Source organism: Enterovirga aerilata (assembly GCF_013044135.1).
Lineage (GTDB): Bacteria > Pseudomonadota > Alphaproteobacteria > Rhizobiales > Beijerinckiaceae > Enterovirga > Enterovirga aerilata.
Map to the genome: position 1 here is coordinate 202,383 of NZ_JABEPP010000002.1, position 20,416 is coordinate 222,798.

The 20,416-nt window shown below is 68.5% G+C and carries 22 protein-coding genes, 1 tRNA gene and 1 pseudogene; 9 read left to right on the top strand and 15 right to left on the bottom strand.

Translation table 11 applies throughout. The features are described from left to right. Window positions 1-48: 48 nt before the first annotated feature. From HJG44_RS06165 to HJG44_RS23975, 3 genes are all read left to right on the top strand, one after another. Window positions 49-846, top strand: coding sequence for an alpha/beta fold hydrolase (locus HJG44_RS06165; RefSeq protein WP_171217495.1), 798 nt, complete (start codon window positions 49-51; stop codon window positions 844-846). Between the two features lie 105 nt (window positions 847-951). After that, complete coding sequence (locus HJG44_RS06170) at window positions 952-2,133, top strand: FAD-dependent monooxygenase (protein WP_171217496.1); 1,182 nt, start codon at window positions 952-954, stop codon at window positions 2,131-2,133. Between the two features lie 451 nt (window positions 2,134-2,584). After that, window positions 2,585-2,788 (top strand): winged helix-turn-helix transcriptional regulator, encoded by a 204-nt coding sequence (locus HJG44_RS23975; protein WP_346767133.1) that lies wholly within the window; start codon window positions 2,585-2,587, stop codon window positions 2,786-2,788. Window positions 2,789-2,880: 92 nt separating this feature from the next. Here HJG44_RS23975 and HJG44_RS06180 read toward each other — a convergent pair. Beyond that, window positions 2,881-2,964 (bottom strand) — tRNA-Leu (locus tag HJG44_RS06180). 318 nt (window positions 2,965-3,282) lie between these two features. Between HJG44_RS06180 and HJG44_RS06185 the strand changes: the two genes are divergently transcribed. Together HJG44_RS06185 and HJG44_RS06190 are read left to right on the top strand one after the other, a co-directional pair. Next, window positions 3,283-3,864, top strand: coding sequence for a YqaA family protein (locus HJG44_RS06185; RefSeq protein ID WP_171217497.1), 582 nt, complete (start codon window positions 3,283-3,285; stop codon window positions 3,862-3,864). Window positions 3,865-3,872: 8 nt separating this feature from the next. Continuing rightward, window positions 3,873-4,385, top strand: coding sequence for a disulfide bond formation protein B (locus HJG44_RS06190; protein ID WP_171217498.1), 513 nt, complete (start codon window positions 3,873-3,875; stop codon window positions 4,383-4,385). Here HJG44_RS06190 and HJG44_RS06195 read toward each other — a convergent pair. Further along, window positions 4,352-4,921, bottom strand: a complete 570-nt coding sequence (locus HJG44_RS06195; protein WP_171217499.1) for an HNH endonuclease — start codon at window positions 4,919-4,921, stop codon at window positions 4,352-4,354. The genes HJG44_RS06190 and HJG44_RS06195 overlap by 34 nt on opposite strands. Before the next feature lie 146 nt (window positions 4,922-5,067). Between HJG44_RS06195 and HJG44_RS23575 the strand changes: the two are divergent. Next, window positions 5,068-5,228: pseudogene (locus HJG44_RS23575) on the top strand (GFA family protein); the annotation flags it as partial. A 36-nt stretch (window positions 5,229-5,264) separates the two neighbouring features. On the opposite strand, the gene HJG44_RS06200 reads toward HJG44_RS23575, so the two are convergent. The 10 genes from HJG44_RS06200 to argH form a co-directional block, all read right to left on the bottom strand. Beyond that, complete coding sequence (locus tag HJG44_RS06200; RefSeq protein WP_171217500.1) at window positions 5,265-5,468, bottom strand: hypothetical protein; 204 nt, start codon at window positions 5,466-5,468, stop codon at window positions 5,265-5,267. 51 nt (window positions 5,469-5,519) lie between these two features. Next, a complete protein-coding gene (locus HJG44_RS06205; protein ID WP_171217501.1) occupies window positions 5,520-6,401 on the bottom strand; it encodes a 3-hydroxybutyryl-CoA dehydrogenase in 882 nt (293 codons plus the stop codon). A gap of 31 nt (window positions 6,402-6,432) precedes the next feature. Continuing rightward, window positions 6,433-7,377, bottom strand: coding sequence for an electron transfer flavoprotein subunit alpha/FixB family protein (locus HJG44_RS06210; protein ID WP_171217502.1), 945 nt, complete (start codon window positions 7,375-7,377; stop codon window positions 6,433-6,435). A 25-nt stretch (window positions 7,378-7,402) separates the two neighbouring features. Continuing rightward, complete coding sequence (locus HJG44_RS06215; protein ID WP_171217503.1) at window positions 7,403-8,152, bottom strand: electron transfer flavoprotein subunit beta/FixA family protein; 750 nt, start codon at window positions 8,150-8,152, stop codon at window positions 7,403-7,405. Window positions 8,153-8,287: 135 nt separating this feature from the next. After that, a complete protein-coding gene (locus HJG44_RS06220) occupies window positions 8,288-8,869 on the bottom strand; it encodes a cob(I)yrinic acid a,c-diamide adenosyltransferase (protein ID WP_171217504.1) in 582 nt (193 codons plus the stop codon). A gap of 22 nt (window positions 8,870-8,891) precedes the next feature. After that, the gene (locus HJG44_RS06225; RefSeq protein WP_171217505.1) at window positions 8,892-9,089 is read right to left on the bottom strand and encodes a twin transmembrane helix small protein; all 198 of its coding nucleotides are present in this window, start codon (window positions 9,087-9,089) and stop codon (window positions 8,892-8,894) included. A 24-nt stretch (window positions 9,090-9,113) separates the two neighbouring features. After that, the gene (locus tag HJG44_RS06230) at window positions 9,114-11,717 is read right to left on the bottom strand and encodes a TIGR02302 family protein (RefSeq protein ID WP_171217506.1); all 2,604 of its coding nucleotides are present in this window, start codon (window positions 11,715-11,717) and stop codon (window positions 9,114-9,116) included. A 105-nt stretch (window positions 11,718-11,822) separates the two neighbouring features. Beyond that, window positions 11,823-13,091 (bottom strand): diaminopimelate decarboxylase, encoded by a 1,269-nt coding sequence (gene lysA, locus HJG44_RS06235; RefSeq protein WP_171217507.1) that lies wholly within the window; start codon window positions 13,089-13,091, stop codon window positions 11,823-11,825. A gap of 3 nt (window positions 13,092-13,094) precedes the next feature. Then, the gene (gene lptM / locus HJG44_RS06240; RefSeq protein WP_171217508.1) at window positions 13,095-13,469 is read right to left on the bottom strand and encodes an LPS translocon maturation chaperone LptM; all 375 of its coding nucleotides are present in this window, start codon (window positions 13,467-13,469) and stop codon (window positions 13,095-13,097) included. Window positions 13,470-13,530: 61 nt separating this feature from the next. Further along, window positions 13,531-14,925, bottom strand: a complete 1,395-nt coding sequence (gene argH, locus HJG44_RS06245) for an argininosuccinate lyase (RefSeq protein WP_171217509.1) — start codon at window positions 14,923-14,925, stop codon at window positions 13,531-13,533. Here argH and tlpA point away from each other — a divergent pair. Both tlpA and HJG44_RS06255 read left to right on the top strand, forming a co-directional pair. Then, window positions 14,924-15,574: a thiol:disulfide interchange protein TlpA gene (gene tlpA, locus HJG44_RS06250; protein WP_171217510.1), complete on the top strand. Its 651-nt coding sequence runs from the start codon at window positions 14,924-14,926 to the stop codon at window positions 15,572-15,574. The two genes, argH and tlpA, sit on opposite strands and share 2 nt — an antisense overlap. Before the next feature lie 71 nt (window positions 15,575-15,645). Next, complete coding sequence (locus HJG44_RS06255; RefSeq protein ID WP_246736093.1) at window positions 15,646-15,834, top strand: hypothetical protein; 189 nt, start codon at window positions 15,646-15,648, stop codon at window positions 15,832-15,834. An 88-nt stretch (window positions 15,835-15,922) separates the two neighbouring features. Here the strand turns inward: HJG44_RS06255 and HJG44_RS06260 are convergent, their stop codons facing one another. Both HJG44_RS06260 and HJG44_RS06265 read right to left on the bottom strand, forming a co-directional pair. Continuing rightward, window positions 15,923-17,596, bottom strand: a complete 1,674-nt coding sequence (locus HJG44_RS06260) for an acyl-CoA dehydrogenase family protein (protein WP_171217511.1) — start codon at window positions 17,594-17,596, stop codon at window positions 15,923-15,925. Between the two features lie 60 nt (window positions 17,597-17,656). Next, entirely contained in the window at window positions 17,657-18,526 is an 870-nt protein-coding gene (locus HJG44_RS06265; RefSeq protein WP_171217512.1) for a DMT family transporter, read from the bottom strand. Between the two features lie 114 nt (window positions 18,527-18,640). Here HJG44_RS06265 and HJG44_RS06270 point away from each other — a divergent pair, with 114 nt between their 5' ends. Beyond that, complete coding sequence (locus tag HJG44_RS06270) at window positions 18,641-19,531, top strand: YihY/virulence factor BrkB family protein (RefSeq protein ID WP_346767107.1); 891 nt, start codon at window positions 18,641-18,643, stop codon at window positions 19,529-19,531. A gap of 11 nt (window positions 19,532-19,542) precedes the next feature. Here HJG44_RS06270 and HJG44_RS06275 read toward each other — a convergent pair whose 3' ends face one another. Continuing rightward, a complete protein-coding gene (locus HJG44_RS06275) occupies window positions 19,543-20,394 on the bottom strand; it encodes a 2-keto-4-pentenoate hydratase (RefSeq protein WP_171217513.1) in 852 nt (283 codons plus the stop codon). Window positions 20,395-20,416 lie beyond the last annotated feature (22 nt).

A 20,416-nucleotide genomic window follows, 5' to 3' on the forward strand; every position in this document is an offset into this window, starting at 1 on the left:
ATCGATATAATCCTATCCTAAGAGAGACCCACCACGGAGGATGGACACATGCATGCGGGGTGGGTGCCGCTCGCGGGTCGGCGTCTCTACTGCTTCGAGACGGGCAAGGGGCCTCCAGTGGTCCTGCTGCACGGGATGGCGAATGCGGGGATCGCGTGGCGCTCGCAGGTCACCGCGCTGGCGGGCGCGGGCTTCCGCGTCATCGTGCCGGACATGGTGGCGCACGGCGCCTCCGATCCGATCGATCGCCGCCCCGTCACCGTTCCCGATCTGGTTTCCGATCTCGTAGCGGTTCTTGACCATTTCGGGGTCGAAAAGGCCGATCTGGTCGGCGTGTCGATGGGCGGCACGGTTTCGCTCGCGTCGGCGGTCGAGGCGCCCGAGCGCGTCAACCGGCTGGTTGTCGTCAACGCCGGCCCGTCCACGGCTGTGCCCGAGTTTCAGGCGATGTTGTCCAAGTGGGCCGCCACGCTGCGCGGCGAGGACGGTCCCTCGAAGCTGCTCGACGAGCTGTGGTCGTTCTCGGTGAACGAGGAATTCAGCGAAAGCGATGAAGGTCGTCAGACCTATCAGCTCTGGCACGCGATCGCCGCCAAGGTGGACGGCCCCGCGATGGCTCATGTGGTCGAGGGCGTTGCCGGCTTCGACATCACCGGTCGTCTCCCGGCCATTGCTGCCGAGACGCTGTTTCTCGGCGGTGGAGCGGATCCTGCCGCCGCGCAGATGAGGGCGCTGTCCGCCGCACCGCCGAATGCCCGGTACGACGAGGTTCCGGGGGCGAAGCACCTCGCAAACGTCGATGAAGCCAAGGCTTTCACACAGCGGCTGCTGCGGTTCCTTCAATGAGGCGCCTCGGCGCGGCCGGGCGCGGCCGGCGCCCCGGATTGATCAGCAAATATAAGCGACGCGGCAAGCGCCTGCTGTCGGACAGTCGAGTCTAAGGAGACAGGTATGGCGAAGCGGGTTCTTGTCACGGGCGGCAGCGTCGCCGCGAACACGCTGGCGTGGTGGCTGGTCAAGGGCGGGTTCGAGGTCACGGTGGTCGAGAAGGCGCCGGAGTTCCGCGATGGCGGGCAGAATGTCGACGTGCGCGGCGTGGCGCGCGGCGTGCTGCGGCGCATGGGTCTTGAAGACAAGGTCGATCGAAGCGGCACCGGGGAGACGTCCTGGACCTTCGTCGACGAGAACAGCGAGGTCATCGCCAGGTTCGCGCTGAAGGACCTGGGCGCGAACGGCCCGACGGCCGAGCTGGAGATTCTGCGCGGCGACCTAGCCAGGCTGCTCTACGAGAGCGTCCGCGACCGCGTCGACTATCGTTTCGGCGACGCCGTCGCCGCGATCGAGGATGGCGCTGATGCCGCCCATGTCCGGTTCAGGAGCGGCAGAGAGGAGGATTACGACCTCGTGCTGATCGCCGAAGGGGTGGGATCGTCGACGCGCGAGTTGGTCTTCCCGGGCGAGAACCAGCCGCGCTGGATGGACGTCACCATGGGCTATTTCACCATCCCGAAGGGCCCCGGCGACGGCAGCGACGCCCGCTGGTACAATGCGCCGGGGGGAAGGAGCGTCTTCCTGCGCCCGGACAACAAGGGAACGACGCGCGCGGTCCTGACGCTGCAAGCCCCGGTTCGCGAGGCGCCGGAGTCACCGGAGGAGCAGAAGCGGTGGCTGAGGGAAAGGTTTGCCGATGCCGGCTGGGAGACGCCCCGGGTGCTCGACGGGCTCGAAGTGGCCGACGATCTCTACTTCGACCTTCTGCGGCAAGTGAAGATGAAGCGGTGGCACAAGGGTCGGGTCGCTGTCACCGGCGATGCGGCGTGGTGCGCGACGCCGCTCAGCGGCATCGGCACGACGCTGGCGATCGTCGGCGCCTATGTGCTCGCCGGCGAGCTGTCGGAGACGGACGACATCGAGCAGGCGTTCCAGCGCTACGAAGACGTCATGCGTCCTTTCGTCAAGAAGGGTCAGAACGTTCCCAAGATCGGACCGCGCCTGATGCAGCCGCATAGTCGTCTGGGTGTATCGCTACAGCGATCCGTACTCGGCATTGCGTCGAAGCCCGGCATCCAGAAGGTTCTAACCAAGTTGGCGATGCCTCCCGCCGAAAGCGTCGACTTGCCTGAATACCGGTAGCCGCAGACGGCACGATCGTCGTGAGGCGCAGCTGCGGGACGGCCAGGTGCTGGCCTTCTTCGAGTCAATCGGATCCTGCCTCGCCAGATCGAAGCTTGCGCCTCAGTCCACCACTGGGCGCATGAACTGATGGCGATCGGCCACGAGATGCGGTTCATGCCGCGAGCGTACGTGAAGGCCCATATGAAGCCCGGAAGACCGACGGCGAGCGCGCCGAGGTGATCGCCGAGGCCGTTACCCGGCCGACCATGCGTTCGTGGCGCCGAAATTGCCGGCGAGGGCGGTACGTCCAAGGTAGACCTCTCGGTGGATCGCTGACAGGACTGCGCCTCAACACCTATGCCGGTGCGGTGCGGAGGGACGAGGCGCTTCCGCGCTTCTGCTTGAAGACCGTCCGGCCGCAAGCGGCCGGATTGGCCTCATCCGGCATTCCCGAGCGCGCCCCGCCATTATTCCGAGAGGCTCGCGCGCGACCGTGCCGCCGCGCGTCGATTATGCACTGACGGAACTCGGTCGGTCGCTCACCAGGCCGCTAGCTCACCTGGCACGGTGGGCGACGGACAAACGAGCTGAGATCGAAGCGGCGCGGCAAGTCTTCGATGCGCGTGGAATTAGGCAATCCGGCGCGCGACGCGGCCTGTATCGAACCTGTTAGACCACGCTGACCGAACGCTGCCGATCATGGCCGGCTGCGCAGCCGGCGCCCCTGGCTGGAGTCTGAACCAATCGTCTGGAGACTTTGCTTCATGGTGCGGGCGGTCGGACTCGAACCGACACGTATTGCTACGGCGGATTTTGAATCCGCTGCGTCTACCGTTTCGCCACGCCCGCACTTTTGCCGCCGTTAGTAGCCCAGGCTCTCTGCACCTATAATGCACCTAGCCCACTTTCGACAGCTTCAACCTCTCTTCCTTCACCTTCCGCAACCGCCTAAAAATACGACAATTTCAACTCGTCGTGATTTCTGTGGATTGGTAGACAAACCTCTTTTTAGTCGGGCGCGTCTACCAGTTCCGCCACAGGGGCCAAATCGCGCCTATCATGGGCGGGATCGAAGGGTCAAACCGGGCGCAGGCTGCGACCGTGCCGCGCTGGCCAGCCTTCCGGCGGTGTGGTCAAACGGCGCGCCGTTCGAGGGGCCGAGACTGGATGCTGCGCAAGACCTACGACTGGATGCTCCGCATCGCCGGGCGGCCGAGCGCGCCCTACGTGATGGGCGCCGTCTCCTTCGCGGAGAGCTCGTTCTTCCCGATTCCGCCGGACGTGATGCTCGTCCCCATGGCGCTCGCGCGGCCGGACCGCGCCTGGTTCTATGCCGCGCTTTGTACGGTGACCTCCGTAGCGGGCGGCCTTGTCGGCTACGCGATCGGCGCGCTCCTCTACGATTCGGTCGGCAAGTGGCTGTTCCAGCTCTACGGCCTGGAGGCCGGCGCCGAGGCGTTCCGGGCCGCCTACAACCAGTACGGAGCCTGGATCATCCTGCTCAAGGGCTTCACGCCGATCCCCTACAAGCTGGTCACGATTACGTCGGGCTTCGCCGGCTACGACCTGCTGGCCTTCACCGTCCTGTCGATCATCACGCGCGGGGCGCGCTTCGCCGTGCTGGCGGCGCTCCTCGGACGGTATGGCGGACCGATCAAGCTCCTGCTCGATCGCCATCTCGGGGCCGTGACGGCAATCCTCGCCGTCTTCATCATCGGCGGGTTCGCGGCCATCAAGTTCCTGTATTGAGGCGCCGCATGCTGGACAGCATCAGCCCGCGCCGGGCGGCGGCCGCGGTTCTCGCCCTCGCCCTCGCGACGATCGGCGGCGCGCTCGTCTCCGAGCACGTCTTAGGGCTCGTGCCCTGCAAGCTGTGCCTCTGGCAGCGCCAGCCCTATTACTGGGGCATCCCCCTCGCGCTTCTGGTTGCGGTTGCGCCAGCCTCCCTGCTGCGGCCCGGCCTCGTCGTGCTCGCGCTCGTGTTTCTCGGCAGCGCGGGCCTCGGCGCCTACCATGCCGGGGTCGAATGGGGCTGGTTCCTCGGCCCCTCCGATTGCGGCGGCGGGACGGGCGAGGCGCCGGGCGCGGTCGGAGACTTCCTGAAGCAGCTCGACGACGTTCGGGTCGTGAGCTGCACGGAGGCTGCGTGGCGCCTTCTCGGCCTCTCGCTCGCCGGCTGGAACGTGCTCGCCTCGCTCCTGATCGCCGCGATCGCGGCGATGGGGGCGATAGGGCCTCAGGGCTCGAGCTCGGTATCCCAGTACAGGTAGTCCAGCCAGCTCTCGTGCAGGAAGTTCGGCGGGAAATGGCGGCCCGCCCGGTGGAGGTCGTGGAGGTCCGGCGCATAGGGCGCCTGACGGGGCCACATCTCTGCGTCGCGGGGAAGCTGGTCGCCCTTGCGGAGATTGCAGGGAGAGCAGGCCGCGACGACGTTCTCCCAGGTCGTAAGCCCGCCCTTCGACCGCGGGATGACGTGGTCGAAGGTGAGATCCTCGCGCGCGCCGCAATACTGGCAGGTGAAGCGGTCGCGCAGGAACACGTTGAAGCGGGTGAAGGCGGGATTGCGGGCAGGCTGGACGTAGGTCTTGAGCGAGACGACGGAGGGAAGCCGCATCTCGAAGGAAGGGCTCCGCACGGTCCTGTCGTATTCCGACACGATGTTCACGCGGTCGAGGAACACCGCCTTGATCGTGTCCTGCCAGCACCAGAGCGACAGGGGGAAATAGCTGAGCGGTCTGTAATCGGCGTTGAGCACCAGCGCCGGACACGCTTCCGCGCTGACCGTAGGCTGCACGTGAACCGTCAAAACACCTCCTCCGGATGGACGAGAGGCCACGGGGCTCGCACGGGAGCAATCTACAGGTTTCGTGACGGGGTTGTGAAGCTTGGGCGCCGAGCAGAGTTGCCGCATTCACAAGGGGTTGAGGGAGGGGCGGACATGCCCCGGTCACGATCGAGGGATCGTGCCGCTGCGGCGCGGTCAGATTCTCCGTCCAGGAGCCACACGCCGTGCCCCCCGTCAGCTCTGCTACTGCTCGATCTGTCGGAAGACCGGCGGCGGAGGCGGATACGGCATCAATCTCGGCGCCGATGCCGCCTCGCTCGCGATCGAGTGGCACCTCTCCTGCGATCTGTGGGTCGAGTGACGTTCACACCGTGAGATCGACCGCGAGACCCTGGCCGGGAGGCGGCGAGCCCGTCTTACTCGCCTCGAGCGCCCGTTCGACGAGCCCGACCACGGATGCTTCGGCATCCGCCTCCTGCTTCACCATCGCAGCCGAGATCGCCTGCTGGGTAGCTGCGGCATGCATGGAGAGGAGCGTCGCGGCGAGGCTTGCGGGAGATATCGACATGCGCCCATCCTCGCCGAGGGGCCTTTCGGGCCGGTGAAGCGGCCTGGGCCGTCAGCGTGTCGGGACGGGGGTCTCGCCGCGGTAATCGTAGAAGCCGCGCTTCGTCTTGCGGCCGAGCCAGCCGGCTTCGACGTATTTCACCAGGAGCGGGCAGGGGCGGTACTTCGAATCCGCCAGCCCCTCGTGCAGCACCTGCATGATGGAGAGGCAGGTATCGAGCCCGATGAAATCCGCGAGCTGCAGCGGGCCCATCGGATGGTTCGCACCAAGCCGCATGGCCGTGTCGATCGCGTCGACCGAGCCCACGCCCTCGTAGAGCGTATAGATCGCCTCATTGATCATCGGCAGGAGAATGCGGTTGACGATGAAGGCCGGGAAGTCCTCCGCGACGGTCGAGGTCTTGCCGAGCTTCGCGATCAGCTCGCAGGCCGATTCGAAGGTCGGCTCTTCCGTCGCGATGCCGCGGATGAGCTCGACGAGCTGCATCACCGGCACCGGATTCATGAAATGGATGCCGATGAACTTCTCCGGCCGGTCCGTGGCCGCGGCGAGGCGAGTGATGGAGATCGAGGAGGTATTCGTCGCGATCATCGTGTCCGGCCGAAGCGCGGGACAGAGCTTCTGCAGGATCTCGCGCTTGATCTTCTCGTCCTCGGTCGCGGCCTCGATCACGAGGTCGCAGCTCCCGAGTTCCTCGTAGCTCTCGGCGGGCTTGATCCGGGCGAGGGCCGCCTTGCGTTCCTCGTCCGTGATCGCGCCGCGAGCAACCTGGCGAGCGAGGTTGCCGTTGATCGTCGCGAGACCCTGGTTGATCCGGTCCAGCGTGAGATCGTTCAGCCGCACATCGAGCCCCGCGAGGGCGCAGACATGGGCGATCCCGTTGCCCATCTGCCCCGCGCCGATGATGCCGACCGTCTTGATCTCAGTAGCCATGGCCCCTTTGCCTATCCTCGCCGCGACCTGGTCAGCGTTGCGCCTTGCCGAGTTCCTGGTCCAACTCCGGCAGGATCTTGAACAAGTCGCCGACCAAACCGTAATCGGCGACCTGGAAGATCGGCGCCTCCTCGTCCTTGTTGATCGCCACGATGACCTTCGAGTCCTTCATGCCGGCGAGGTGCTGGATCGCGCCGGAAATACCGACCGCGATGTAGAGGTCGGGAGCGACGACCTTACCTGTCTGGCCCACCTGCCAGTCGTTCGGCGCGTAGCCCGCATCGACAGCGGCGCGCGAGGCGCCCATCGCGGCCCCGAGCTTGTCGGCGATCGGCTCGATATAGGTCTTGAAGTTCTCCGTGGAGCCGAGCGAGCGTCCGCCCGAGATGATGATCTTGGCCGAGGTCAGCTCCGGGCGCTCGCTATGCGCGATCGCCTCGCCCTTGAAGGTGGAGAGCCCTGGATCCTCGCCGGCAGAAACCGTCTCGATCGGCGCGGAGCCGCCTTCGCCGGCCGCCTTGAAGGCCGCCGTCCGGACCGTGATCACCTTCTTTCCATCCGTAGCCTGGACGGTCTGGATGGCGTTCCCGGCATAGATCGGGCGCTCGAAGGTATCGGGCGAGACGATCTTGGTCACGTCCGACACCTGCATCACGTCCAGCAGGGCCGCGACGCGGGGCATCACGTTTTTCCCCGTCGTGGTCGCGGCCGCAACGAGCGCGTCGTACTGGGGTGCGAGCGAGACGACGAGGGCGGCCAGCGGCTCCGCCAGCGCGTGGTCGTAGCGGGCCTCCTCGGCAAGGAGCACCTTCTCGACACCCTCGAGCTTGGAGGCGGCCTCCGCCGCGGCGCGGCAGCCCGCGCCGGCCACGAGTACGTGCACCGGCGCGCCGAGCTCCCTCGCCGCGGAGAGCGCCTTCTTGGTTCCATCCGCCACGGACGCGTTGTCGTGGTCGGCAACGAGCAGCGTTGTCATCAATCCGTTCCTGTCCGCGCCGCCGTCAGAGGACGGCCGCCTCGTTCTTCAGCTTGTCCACGAGCTCGGCGACGGAGCCCACCTTCACGCCCGCCTTGCGGCCACCGGGCTCGACGGTCTTCAGCACCTTCAGCCGCGGCGCGATATCGACCCCGAGCGTCTCCGGGCTCGTCTCCGCGATCGGCTTCTTCTTCGCCTTCATGATGTTCGGCAGCGACGCGTAGCGCGGCTCGTTGAGCCGCAGGTCGGTCGTGATGATGGCCGGCAGCTTGAGCGTGAGGGTCTGAAGGCCGCCGTCCACCTCGCGCGTCACGTCGACGGAGGCGTCCGAAAGTTCCACCTTCGACGCGAAGGTGCCCTGCGGCCAGCCGAGCAGAGCAGCCAGCATCTGGCCGGTCTGGTTCGCGTCGTCGTCGATCGCCTGCTTGCCGAGGATCACGAGCGAGGGATTCTCCTCGGCGACCACGGCCTTGAGGAGCTTGGCGACCGCGAGCGGCTCGACCGTCTGGTCCGTCTTCACCAGGATGCCCCGGTCGGCGCCCATCGCGAGGGCGGTGCGGATCGTCTCCTGCGCCTGCTGCGGACCGATGGAGACTGCGACGATCTCCGTGACCTTGCCGGCCTCCTTGAGCCGGATCGCCTCTTCGACGGCGATCTCGTCGAAGGGGTTCATCGACATCTTCACATTCGCGAGTTCGACGCCGGAGCCGTCGGGCTTCACGCGAACCTTCACGTTGTAGTCGATCACCCGCTTCACGGGCACAAGCACCTTCATCGCAAACGCGTCCTTCGATCTCGACCTGCCAGGAGGGCTGCGCCGCACTGGGGAGCGCGACCGCTTGCGGACCCTCAATCACGAAAGGGGGCGGACGGTAAAGTCGCGACTGGCCGAAAGCAACGCGAGCCGCGATCACCCTTGACGATTCTGCCCCGGCACCCAGAGCACGTCCGAAGCACCACGCGCGTTTGCGTGGCGCGCCGCCACGAAGAGATGGTCCGAGAGTCGGTTCAGGTACTTGATCGCGCCGGGCGAAACGAACTCGCCTTCCCTGTCGGCGAGCGCGGTGACCAGCCGCTCCGCCCGCCGGCAGACCGTGCGGGCGAGATGGAGATAGGCGGAGCTTGGCGTTCCGCCGGGGAGCACGAAGGAGCGGAGCGGCTGGAGCTCGGCGTTCATCGCGTCGATCTCGGCCTCGAGCCGCTCGACCTGGCTCTCCGCGATGCGAAGGTCCTGTCGCCCCTTCCGCTCCACCTGCGGCGTCGCGAGGTCCGCCCCGAGATCGAAGAGATCATTCTGGATCCGCGCGAGCATGGCGTCGAGCGAGGGCTCGGATCCTGTATGCAGCCGGGCAAGCCCGATCGCCGCGTTGGTCTCGTCGACAGTGCCATAGGCCTCGATCCTGAGATCATGCTTCGGGCGGGTTTCTCCGCCGATCAGCGCGGTGCGGCCGCCGTCGCCGGCGCGGGTGTAGATGCGGTTGAGCGTGACCATGGACCGTCTCAATCGGCGCAGTTCACGCCCCGGAGGCGGCGCGCCACCACAGCACGATCATGATCAGCACGATCGCGCCGAACTGGAGCAGGACGCGGAGGCGCATCAGGCTCTGCGACCTCTGCGCGGGGCCGCCCCGCATCATGTTGCCGAGGCCGAGAAGCAGCACGGCCGCGACGGCAAGCGTCGCAAGGAGGACGACGAAGCTCGATCCCGACACGGGTGGCAGGTCCTAGATGTCCAGTTAGTTGCGGCGGAGCAGGCGCTCGAAATAATCGAGCTCCTCCTGGGGGCGCGTCGGATCGCCGAGCTTGCGGCGCAGCTCCTCGAGAATCCGGCGGGCACGCTCGACCGCAGATTCGTTTGCACCGGGAATGCGTACGCGCCCGTCCGAGAACTCGCGGCTGCGGGTGGGGCGCCCGAGCGGATCGTCGTTGCGCGGATCGTTCTGAGCGCGGCCTTGCGGGTTGCCCGGCCCGTAAGGCTCGCCGCCTTCGCCCTCGCCCTCGTTCTGGCCCATCATGCGCTGCATCTGCTGGGCCATGCCCTGCATGCCACGCTGGAGGCCTTCCAGCGCGCGACCCTGCGATTCGACAGCGCTGCCCTCGCGGCCCTGGCCGAGCTGACCTTCCGCCTCCCGCATGGCGCCCTCGGCGTCCGCGAGACCCTGTTCGCCCTGCATCCCCATGCCGCGCATCCGGCGCTGCAATTCCTGCAGGCGCTCGCGTAGCGCCTGCTGGCGCCGGCTCAGGCCCTGGCCGTTCTGACCGTCCTGGCCGTTCTCGGCGCTGTCCTGCTCGCCGTCCTCGCTCTGGTCGCCCTGCTGTCCCTGTTGCCCAGGCTGCTGCCGCTGGCCCGGGCCGCGCTGCCGCTGTCCCTGGCGGGCACCCTGGCGGTCGCGGCGGTTCTGGCCTTGCCGGAAGGTCTCGTCCCGGAGCTGCTGCTGCTCCCGGATCATGTTGTCCATCTCCTCCATCTGCCGGTTCATCTCGCGCGCCATGGGATCGCTCATGCGCGAGTTCGGCTGTGCCGTCCGGAGGTTCTCCAAAATATTCCTGAGCTGATCGAGCAGGCGTTGCGCCTCGGCCATGTCGCCGCGCCGCATTGCCTCCTGCATCTCGTTCAGCATGCGGTTGAGGTCGTCCTGGCTGATGACGCGGTCCGGCGCGCGCGACATCTGCTGCTGTCCGTCCTGCGGCTGGTTCTGCATGCGCTCGGCGAATTCGCGCAGGAAGCGGTCCATCGCCTGGCGCAACTCCTCGGTGAGCCGGGCGATCTCCTGCTCGCTCGCGCCCCGCTCCATCGCCTCGCGCAGCCGCTCCTGCGCGGCGCGGAGCTCCCGCTCCGCGTCGGAGAGGTCGCCGTCCTCGATCTGCAGCGCCATGGCCCAGAGCCAGTCGGCGACCTCGGTCAGGTCGGCGTCGCTCCGGGCCCGACGGAAGCGCTCCGCTGCAGCGCGCAGCCCGAGGAACACGCCCCATTCGGGCGTGAACCGTTCAGGCGCGATGAGGAGCGAATCGAGCGCGATCTGGACCGGACGGCGATTGTCCGGGTCGAGGATGATGTTCCGGCGCTGCTCGACGAGCGCCTTGGCGAGCGGCTTCGTGAACGGGCGCTGCGGCAGCGTGAATTCGATCGCCTGGCTGCGGCCTTCCTGACCGGCCTCGTCCTTGGCGAGGAGCGTGATCTTCACCCGCGCGCCAGCCCAGGGATGGGCCGTAAGGTCGACCCCCGACTTCGTCTCCTCGCCCGAGCGGGAATCGGCCGGAAGGGTCAGGGTGATCCGAGGAGGGGGAACAAGCGAGCGGCGGCCTGCGAGGTCCGGCTTCTCGACCAGGCCCTCGGCGGCGCTGATCCCGTAATCGTCCTTCATCGTATGGGTGATGGAGAAGGTGCCGCGGGCGTTCACCTCGGGTGGCCCCGCGATCGTCACCTCCGGCGCACGGTCCGGGATAGCCTCGACAAAGAGCCGCATCGCACCGGTGAGCCCGGTACGGATCCCGAGCTCCGCCGATCCGGTCAGCTTGAAGCGGGTTTCCTTCAGATCAGGCTTCTGGTCCTCGGCGGGCTTGAGCGGAGCGAAGCCGCCGCCGGGCTGCAGTTCGGCGTCGCCGCGCCCGGCGACGCGGATCACGAGCGTGGATCCGACCGGTGCCCTGAGACGCTGCTCGCCCGCCGCCAGATCGATCATCAGCGGAGGCAGCCGCGTGTAGAGCGGCGGGTCGATCCAGCCATCCACGCGGAACATCGGCCCCGCCGCGGCCGGGCCGCGCCAGTCGAAAGCCGCCGCGATGCGGCGCCCCGCTTCCGGTCCCGCGACGAACAGGGCGGCGACGGCACCGACGAGCGCAGCGGCCCTGATGGCGCGCGGGTCGCGCCGCGGCATGTTTGGGTGGGGCGGCGCGACCGCAAGGCGGGCGATCGCCGCCTCGGCGCGCCTGCGATGCAGGTCCCAGAGCGCGCGGCTCGCCGGGTCATCCGCGCCGAGCGCGAGGCTATCCTCGTAGCTGCGCGCGGGGCGGTGCGCCGTGGCCGAATCGCGGTCGAGTCGGTCAAGCGCCGCATCCCGCGGCGCAGGCCGAACCCGCAGGAGCGGGTAGAGCGACGTCAGGAAGGCGAGCCCGAACAGGGCGAGACCGACCTGCCGCCAGGTCACCGGCAGGTCGAGCCATAGCCCGAGCCAGGACGCGGCGAGGAACACGAGCACGACCGTGAAGGGTGCCCAAAGGGCGGGCCAGAGCCGCTCCCACAGAAGCGCACGGCGGGAGCCCGCAACGAGGGCGTCGAGCCGCGCCCGGGCAGGGCTGTCCGGGATTTCGGCGGGATTCGGGCCGCGAGTCAGGCGCATCTCGGCCCCGAGGAAGCAGGAGCGCTCACCCGGGCAAGATAGCAACTTTATCCGCCCTGGCCAGCGCGGCCGACGGGCGCGCCCCCTTTCGTCCGGTTGGCGTCGTCAGACCAGCCAGTCCGGCAGGCGGTCCATGCCGATCAGCTCATCGTAGGTCTGGCGCGGCCGGACCACGGAGTACCTCTCGGCGCGCACCATGATCTCGGGAACGAGCGGGCGCGTGTTGTAGGTGCCGGCCTGCACCGCGCCATAGGCGCCGGCGGTCATCACGGCGAGGAGGTCGCCCGGTGCGGGCTGCCGCATGCGGCGTCCCAGGGCGAGATAGTCGCCGGTCTCGCAGACCGGACCGACCACGTCGGCCGTGATCCGGGCCGCGCCCGCCGCAGGCTCGGCCACGGGCACGATATCGTGATGAGCCTCATAGAGCGTCGGCCGGATGAGGTCGTTCATGCCGGCATCGACGATGACGAAGGTCCGATCCTCGCCCTCCTTCACGAAGACGACACGCGTGACGAGGATGCCGGCATTGCCGGCGATCATGCGGCCGATCTCGAAGATCAGCTTGAGGCCGAGCCCGCGCGTCTTCTCCTTGACGACGGCCGCGAAGGCGGCGGGGTCGGGGGGCGGCGGATCGTCGTGCTTGTAGGGGATGCCGAGGCCGCCACCCAGGTCGAGATGGGTGAGCCGGTGCCCTTCGGCCATGAGGTCGCGCGCGAGCTCCACCATGAGCTCGGTCGCGTTCGCATATGGATCCAGATCCGTGATCTGGCTGCCGATATGCATGTCCACGCCGGTCACCCGCAGGCCCGGGAGCTCCGCGGCCCTGGCATAGGCATGCCGGGCGCGCGAGATCGGTATGCCGAACTTGTTCTCGCTCTTGCCGGTCGAGATCTTGGCGTGCGTCCTGGCATCCACGTCAGGGTTCACCCGGACGGAGACCGGCGCGACCGTCCCCTTCGAGACCGCCACCTCCGAGAGCGCCTCCATCTCGGGCTCGCTCTCGACATTGAAGCAGAGGATGCCGGCATCGAGTGCGGCCGCCATCTCCGCCTTTGTCTTGCCGACCCCCGAGAAGACGATCCTCTCGGCCGGCACGCCGGCGAGGAGCGCGCGGCGGAGCTCGCCCTCGGAGACGATGTCCGTGCCGGCGCCGAGGCGGGCGAGGGTGGCGATGACCGACTGGTTCGAGTTCGCCTTCAGCGCGTAGCAGACGAGCGCATCGGCATCTGCGAAGGCAGCTGCGAAGACGCGGTAATGCCGCTCGAGCGTCGCAGTCGAGTAGCAGTAGAACGGCGTGCCGACCTCGTCGGCGAGCATGCGCAGATCGACGTTCTCGGCATGAAGCACGCCGCGCCGGTACTCGAAATGGTGCATCGGCTAGAGCAGCGGGTCGAGGACGAAAGGCTCGTTCGGGACGACATAGCCGCGGTTGCGCTTGCGCGGGGTCGGATTGGGCGTCGGGACCACCGATTGCAGCGTCTCCGCCTCGTCGTCCTCGTCGTCGGGCGCGTCTTCGACCACGGCACCCGGCCGCGTCGCGAGGGTGGTCGAGGGCGGGGCCGCCTGGCCCGCCGCGGTCCCGCCTCGCCGCAGCCGCGGGTCCGCCGGAGCCGCCGCGGCGGGGGGAGCGGAGGCGGCGGCCTCCGGCGGTTCGAGCGGTCCGCGCCGGCCGCAGCCCGAGAGCCCGAGCGCAAGCAGCGCCGCCAGGGAGAGGAGCAGGCCTCGTCCGAGGGGGTGGAGTCGTGTCGTCATCGAGGGATCCCGGCGGTCGCGAGGCACCATAAGCACAGGGCGGATGCGGAGGCGAGATCGCCTAAGTGGCCGCGCTGCCGCGAAGACGGGCGAGCCAGCCTTCTGCCTGCGCACGGACGTTGTCGGGCGCCGTTCCGCCGTAGGAGCGCCGGCTGCGGACGGATGCCTCGGTCCCCAGCACCTCGAATACCTCGTCGGTGATCCGAGGCTCGACGCCCTGCATCTCGGCGAGCGAAAGCTCCTCCAGCCCGATCCCGCGCGCCGAGGCGAGGCCGACGAGCCGGCCGGTCACGTGGTGCGCGTCCCGGAAGGGCAGGCCGAGCGCACGGACCAGCCAGTCGGCAAGGTCGGTCGCGGTCGCGTAGCCCGCGCCGGCAGCCTTCCTCATCGCGTCCGCGTTCGGCTTCATGTCGCGCACCATGCCGGCGGTCGCGGCAAGGCAGAGGGACAGCGTCTGCATGGCGTCGAAGGCGCCCTCCTTGTCCTCCTGCATGTCCTTGCCATAGGCGAGGGGTAGCCCCTTCAGGACCATGAGCAGACCCTGGAGCGCGCCGGCGACGCGCCCGGTCTTGCCGCGCACGAGCTCGGCTGCATCCGGATTGCGTTTCTGCGGCATGATGGAGGAGCCGGTCGTGAAGGCGTCCGACAGCGCGATGAAGTTGAATTGCGGCGTCGTCCACAGGACGATCTCCTCGGCGAAGCGCGAGAGATGCACGGCCGTGATCGCCGCGGCCGCGAGCGCCTCAAGCACGAAATCCCGGTCGGACACGGAATCGAGCGAGTTCGCGGTCGGCCGGTCGAAGCCGAGCGCTTCCGCCGTCATGTGCCGGTCGATCGGGAAGGACGTGCCGGCAAGCGCGGCGGCGCCGAGCGGGCATTCGTTCAGCCGCCGCCGCGCATCGGCAAAGCGGCCGCGGTCGCGCGAGAGCATCTCGACATAGGCGAGCAGGTGATGGCCGAAGGTCACCGGCTGCGCCGATTGCAGATGGGTGAAGCCCGGCATGACGAGACCGGCATGGGCGCGCGCCGCCTCCGCGAAGGCCAGCATCAGGTCGGCGATCTGCCCGTCGACGGCGTCGATCGTGTCGCGCATCCAGAGCCGCATGTCGGTCGCGACCTGATCGTTGCGCGAGCGCGCGGTGTGAAGGCGGCCCGCGGCCGGACCGATCAGCTCCCTGAGCCGGCTCTCCACATGCATGTGGATGTCCTCGAGCGAGCGCGACCAGGCCATCTTTCCGGCCTCGATCTCGCCGAGGACCGTCCGAAGCCCCTGCGTGATCGCCTCGACATCGCTCTGAGGCAGGATGCCCGTCTTGCCGAGCATCGCGGCATGCGCCAGGGAGCCGCGGATGTCCTGCGGCGCGAGCTTCCTGTCGAAATCGATGGAGGCGTTGATCTCCTCCATGATCTCGGCTGGGCCGCTCTCGTAGCGCCCGCCCCACATCCGGTTCGACATGCTGAAGATCCTCGCCCGCACGCCTCTGCGCCGGCCCATCCTGGCCGGCATCGCCGTGCTCGCCTTTCTCGCCGCAGGGGCCGGCCTATACGGGACGGCTCGGCTGTGGGGCAACCGCGGCGAGGCGAGCTGCGCCGCCTCCGCGTCCGTCCTTGAGCGCCTGCGGCCGCTCGCGCGGGGAGAGGTCGCAGCCTTCGAGGTCTCGCGCGAGCCGGTGCAGGCGCCCGGTTTTTCCTTCCAGGCCCCGGACGGGACGCGGCGCGACCTCGCGAGCTTCCGCGGGCGGACGGTGCTCCTGAATCTTTGGGCGACCTGGTGCGAGCCCTGCAAGCGGGAGATGCCCGCGCTCGACCGGCTGCAGGCCGAACTCGGCGGCCCGCGTTTCGAGGTCGCAGCCGTCAACATCGATACGCGCAACGTCGAACGGCCGAGGCTCTGGCTCGCCCAGGCCGGCGTGAACAACCTCGCCTACTACACCGATCACGAGGCGAAGATCTTCCAGGACCTGCGCCGCGCCGGCCTGGCGGAAGGCATGCCGACCACCGTCCTGGTCGACCCGGCGGGCTGCCGGCTCGGCCACATGTCGGGCCCGGCCGAGTGGGCCTCGCCCGAGGCGCTCGCGCTGATCCGGGCCGCGCTCGGTTCCTGAATGCGGGCCCGGACTGGATCGGTTCCGGCCGGCGGGCGTTGCCTCCGTACGAAACAGACCGGAGACGACCTATGAACCTGGATACGCGCAAGGCCGCGGAGACAGACGGCGATCGCAAGACGGGCTTCGGCGCCAAGGCGAGGTCGGACGACCACAAGTTGCCCGAGAACTCGCAGGAGAACCTCGACGAGAAGCTCGACAACGCCGTCGACGAGACCTTTCCGGGCAGCGACCCGGTCTCGGTGAAGATCACGAAGTGACGCGCGGGGCGCGTCATCCTCGGGCTCGACCCGAGGATCCCGACGATCGAATGGCCGGGACGAGCCCGGCCATGTACCGAACGCCGCCTTACTGCGTTTCGAGGATCCGGCGGGCGATGACCTGGGCCTGGATCTCGGCGGCACCCTCGAAGATGGACAGGATGCGGGCGTCGCAGAGAAGGCGGCTGACGGGATATTCCAGCGCGAAGCCGTTGCCGCCATGGATCTGCAGCGCGTTGTCGGCGGCGGACCAGGCGATGCGCGCGGCGAGCAGCTTCGCCATGCCGGCCTCCAGGTCGCACCGCCTTCCCTCGTCCTTGGAGCGGCCCGCGAAATAGGTGAGCTGGCGGGCAATGTGGGTCTCGACCGCCATCATGGCGATCTTGTCCGCGACGCGCGGGAAGGCGATCAGCGGCCGTCCGAATTGCTGCCGCTCCTGCGCATATCTCAACCCGACATCCAGCGCCGATTGCGCGACGCCGACCGCTCGCGCGGCCGTCTGGATGCGGGCGGATTCGAAGGTCTGCATGAGCTGGCGGAAGCCTTGGCCCTCGACCTCGCCCAGCAGGTTCGCGGCGGGCACCGCGAAGCCGTCGAAGGCGAGCTCGTATTCCTTCATGCCGCGATAGCCGAGCACCTCGATCTCGCCGCCCGTGAGACCCTCGACCGGGAAGGGATCGGCGTCCGTGCCGCGCGGCTTCTCGCCGATGAGGATGGAAAGGCCCTTGTAGCCCGGCTCGTCCGGATTGGTTCGGACGAGGATCGTCATGATGTCCGCCCGGACCGGATGGGTAATCCAGGTCTTGTTGCCGTAAATGCGCCAGACCTCGCCCTCCTTCACGGCCCGCGTCTTCAGCGAGGCGAGATCGGAGCCGGTATTCGGCTCGGTGAAGACGGCCGTCGGCAGGAGCTCGCCCGAGGCGATGCGGGGCAGGAATCGCGCCTTCTGCTCCTCCGTCCCGCCGCCGAGGATCAGCTCGGCCGCGATCTCCGATCGCGTGCCGAGCGAGCCGACGCCGATATAGGCCCGCGACAGCTCCTCCGACACGACGCACATGGAGACCTTCGAGAGGCCCATGCCGCCGTGCTCCTCGGGGATCGTGAGGCCGAAGACGCCGAGTTCCGCCATCTGGCCGATGACGGAGAGCGGGATGTACTCGTTCCTCAGGTGCCACTGGTGCGCGTACGGCTCGACCTCGGCTTCCGCGAAGCGCCGCATCTCCGTGCGGATGGCCTCCAGCGTCTCGTCGAGCCCCGGATCGCCGACCACGCCGCCGCCGGTCTGGCCGATCAACTCGGCGAGCCGCGCCCGGTTCGCGGGGGTGTTCCCGGCCTCGATCAGCGTCTCGATCGCGTCCGTCCGGAAGCGTGCGGCCTCGCGAGCGACGAGCCCGAGATCGGCGAGGCGGGCCGTCTCGACCTGGCTCATCGGGATCCCCGAGAAGGCCTGGTCGAGATACTCGCCCATCCCGATCCGGACCAGCAGCTCCTCCGTCTCGCCGAACCGGCCCTCGGCGGCCATACGCTCGGCATAGGCTGCGAGCTCTCCGATCGCGGTCGCGTAGGTCGAGAGCCACGCGAGGGCATGGGCCGCGTGCTGCTCGGCATCGAGGCGGGCCGGGGAGAGCCGCCCACCCTCCAGCAGCTTCGAGCGGAGACGCCGCCCGGCCTCGGCGACGAGCGCGTGCAGATCCGGTGCCGCCGTCCGCGATAAGGAGGCGAGGTCGCCCACGGGGCGGGGCGTCGGTGAGGCAGCGGACATGCGGGACCCTGAAAGCTCGGCTGTGCGGCGCACAATACGCGGAATGGCGGCGACGGGTAGTCAGGCCCGGGCTGCGAGCGCTACGCCGAAAGCAGCAAGCGCCATCCCGACGAGCTGGATGACGGTCAACGTCTCCCCGAACAAAGCGTAGCTCATGAGCGCCGAGACCGGCGGCACGAGGAAGAGCAGCGACGAGACGCCCACCGCTGCCCCGCGCCGCAGCATGACGAGCAGCAACGCGATCGCCCCGATCGACAGGCCGAAGATCGACCAGGCGAGCCCGAACAGCAGGGCGGGCGCGGGCTCGATCCGCATCTCCTCCGTCGCGAGGCTTCCGGCGAGGACCACGAGCGTCGCCCCCACATATTGCACGGCGGTTCCGGACCGGAGGTCGAGCGCTCCACCCGTCCGCTTCTGCCAGAGCGTTCCGGCCGTGATGCCGGCCAAGCTGACCAGGCACACGAGAAGCGGCGCGACGGAATAGCCGCCCGCTCCGCCGATCTTCGGCCCGAGGACGAGCCCCAAGCCGATGAAGCCGGCGCCCACTCCCGCCCATCGTCGGGGCGGAACGTGCTCGCCGAGAAGTGGACGCGCGAGCAGGGCAACCAGCAGCGGCTGCGACCCGACGATCAGCGCGGAGATGCCGGCGGGAAGTCCGTGCCGGACCGCCCAGAAGACGCCGCCCAGATAGATCCCGTGCAGCAGGATCCCGGCGATGATCGCATCCCGCCAGGCCCGCCCGGTCGGCGGCCACGGTGCTCCCGCCGCAAGCGCCGCGCCGGCCAGGATCGCGGTGGCGAGCCCGAACCGGATCGCCAGGAAGATGAGCGGCTCGGTATAGGGTGCGACGAGGCGCGCCACCACGAAGCCGGTCGCCCAGATGAGGACGAACGCACCGGGGATCAGGATCTGGTCGAGGCGCGCCGGCATGGTCCCGGGCTGTAGCCCAGCCCGGACGGTCAGGCGATCCGGCTTTGGGCGCAGGCGGCGCCCGACTTGCGCCTCACGGCAGCGGCTGCCATCTGCCGGCCGGAAGGCCGCCCCGTGTTCCGTCCGCGATTCTTTCTCGAACTGCTCTCGCTCGCCTTCCAGCGCTTCGTCCTGCATGACGGCTGGGCGATCGCGAGCCACATCGCGCTCTCCGCGCTCACATCGCTCTTTCCGTTCCTCATCCTGCTCACGGCGCTCGCGCCGCTCTTCGGCACGGCCCCGCTCGCGGACGAGGCTGCGAACATCATCCTGGAGGCGTGGCCCAAGGAGGTTGCGGGCCCGATCGCCGGCGAGGTGCACAACGTCCTGAGCCAGAGCCGGCGGGACGTCGTCACCTTCGGCGCGGTGCTCGCACTCTATTTCTCGTCTTCGGGCGTGGAGAGCCTGCGCGTCGGGCTGAACCGGGCCTACGGCATCCGCGAGGTCCGGGCCTGGTGGGTCACCCGGCTCGAGTCGATCGCCTATGTGATCCTCGGCGCCTTCGCGATGCTGGGCTTCGCGTTCCTGGTCGTGCTCGGGCCCTTCCTGTACCGCTGGCTGTCCGCGCGCGTGCCGGCGCTCGAGCCCTTCGGGGTCACCATCACGTTCCTCCGCTACGGGATCGCGACTCTCCTCATCGTCGGCGCGCTCGCCGTCGCGCACAAGTTCATCGCGGCCGGCCGGCGCCGCCTGCGCGATACCCTGCCGGGCATCACCGTGACGCTGGTGCTGTGGCTGCTGGGCGGCCTGGCCTTCAGCCGCTACCTGGACAATTTCGCGGGCGCCTATTTCACCACCTATGGCGGCCTTGCGACCGCCATGATCGCGCTCGTCTTCCTCTACTGGCTTGCGGCGATGTTCCTGTTCGGCGGCGAGCTCAACGGCACCATCATCGCGGCCAAGCGCATGAAGCTCGGCGACAATCCCGACCCGGCGAAGCTCGGGGCCCTGATCGAGATGCCGTAGAGGCAGCCCGGCTAATTGAAGGTGACCGAGACCTTGGGCGTGCCGGGGAAGCCGTCATAGCGCACGCTGACGGTCTGGCCGGGCTTTGGGGGAGTGAGGGGCGAGAACGAGCCGACGCTCACCAGGTCGCCGGCCTTCAGCTTGCGTCCGACTTTCGCGAGATCGGTGGCGAGCCAGATCACCGAGTTGAGCGGATTGCCGAGGGTGGCCGAGCCCGTTCCTTCGGCGATCGTCTGACCGGAGGCGTCCGCGAGGACGATCTTGGTCTCCGCCAGCAGCTTCACGGTCTCGGGTGTCGGCTGGAGCGGCACCTCGGCTCCGGCCACGCCGAGCCGGGCGCCGGCATTGATGGCCAGGAGCTGCACGCCTTCGAGCTTCTCACCCGGCGCGAGCACGAGGTCAGGCAGCTCGATGAAGGGCCGCATGGCGGAAATATGCCTGATCGCTTCCTCCGGGCTCCGGGCATCGTTGATGCCCTCGTCCTTGACCACGAGCAGCATGTCGGCCTCGAAGACCGGACGGGCCCCGTAGCTCGCCGGCACCGTCGCACCGTCCGGCAGGATCATGGTGTCGAGAAGCACGCCGGCGACAGGCGCGCTCGCCTTGAAGCGTTCCTGCACCGCCTTGGCCGTAAGCGCAGCCTTGTAGCCGACGACCTTGCCGCCGCTCTTCTCCAGGGCTGCGACGACCTTGTCGCGGGCGCAGGCGGCATCCTCCATCGTCTCGACCGGCATACCCTTGGCAGGCTGCTTCCCCAGCCACTCGGAGGTGAAGCGGGCGACCTCCTGGTCGGAGGGGCAGGCCGCCTGAGCCGCGGCGGGCAGGGTGGCGACGAGCGCCATTGCGACCATCGGAACACGCATGCGAGATCCTCCCAGCATTGTT

Coding starts and splice junctions, on each gene's coding strand:
- lptM (WP_171217508.1), bottom strand. CDS start 13,469: ATGACGACACGACTCCACCCCCTCGGACGAGGCCTGCTCCTCTCCCTG.
- HJG44_RS06275 (WP_171217513.1), bottom strand. CDS start 20,394: ATGCGTGTTCCGATGGTCGCAATGGCGCTCGTCGCCACCCTGCCCGCC.
- HJG44_RS06170 (WP_171217496.1), top strand. CDS start 952: ATGGCGAAGCGGGTTCTTGTCACGGGCGGCAGCGTCGCCGCGAACACG.
- HJG44_RS06210 (WP_171217502.1), bottom strand. CDS start 7,377: ATGACAACGCTGCTCGTTGCCGACCACGACAACGCGTCCGTGGCGGAT.
- HJG44_RS06165 (WP_171217495.1), top strand. CDS start 49: ATGCATGCGGGGTGGGTGCCGCTCGCGGGTCGGCGTCTCTACTGCTTC.
- HJG44_RS06230 (WP_171217506.1), bottom strand. CDS start 11,717: ATGCGCCTGACTCGCGGCCCGAATCCCGCCGAAATCCCGGACAGCCCT.
- HJG44_RS06200 (WP_171217500.1), bottom strand. CDS start 5,468: ATGTCGATATCTCCCGCAAGCCTCGCCGCGACGCTCCTCTCCATGCAT.
- HJG44_RS06205 (WP_171217501.1), bottom strand. CDS start 6,401: ATGGCTACTGAGATCAAGACGGTCGGCATCATCGGCGCGGGGCAGATG.
- HJG44_RS06265 (WP_171217512.1), bottom strand. CDS start 18,526: ATGCCGGCGCGCCTCGACCAGATCCTGATCCCCGGTGCGTTCGTCCTC.
- HJG44_RS06190 (WP_171217498.1), top strand. CDS start 3,873: ATGCTGGACAGCATCAGCCCGCGCCGGGCGGCGGCCGCGGTTCTCGCC.
- HJG44_RS06220 (WP_171217504.1), bottom strand. CDS start 8,869: ATGGTCACGCTCAACCGCATCTACACCCGCGCCGGCGACGGCGGCCGC.
- HJG44_RS06255 (WP_246736093.1), top strand. CDS start 15,646: ATGAACCTGGATACGCGCAAGGCCGCGGAGACAGACGGCGATCGCAAG.
- HJG44_RS06260 (WP_171217511.1), bottom strand. CDS start 17,596: ATGTCCGCTGCCTCACCGACGCCCCGCCCCGTGGGCGACCTCGCCTCC.
- HJG44_RS06215 (WP_171217503.1), bottom strand. CDS start 8,152: ATGAAGGTGCTTGTGCCCGTGAAGCGGGTGATCGACTACAACGTGAAG.
- argH (WP_171217509.1), bottom strand. CDS start 14,925: ATGTCGAACCGGATGTGGGGCGGGCGCTACGAGAGCGGCCCAGCCGAG.
- HJG44_RS06185 (WP_171217497.1), top strand. CDS start 3,283: ATGCTGCGCAAGACCTACGACTGGATGCTCCGCATCGCCGGGCGGCCG.
- tlpA (WP_171217510.1), top strand. CDS start 14,924: ATGCTGAAGATCCTCGCCCGCACGCCTCTGCGCCGGCCCATCCTGGCC.
- lysA (WP_171217507.1), bottom strand. CDS start 13,091: ATGCACCATTTCGAGTACCGGCGCGGCGTGCTTCATGCCGAGAACGTC.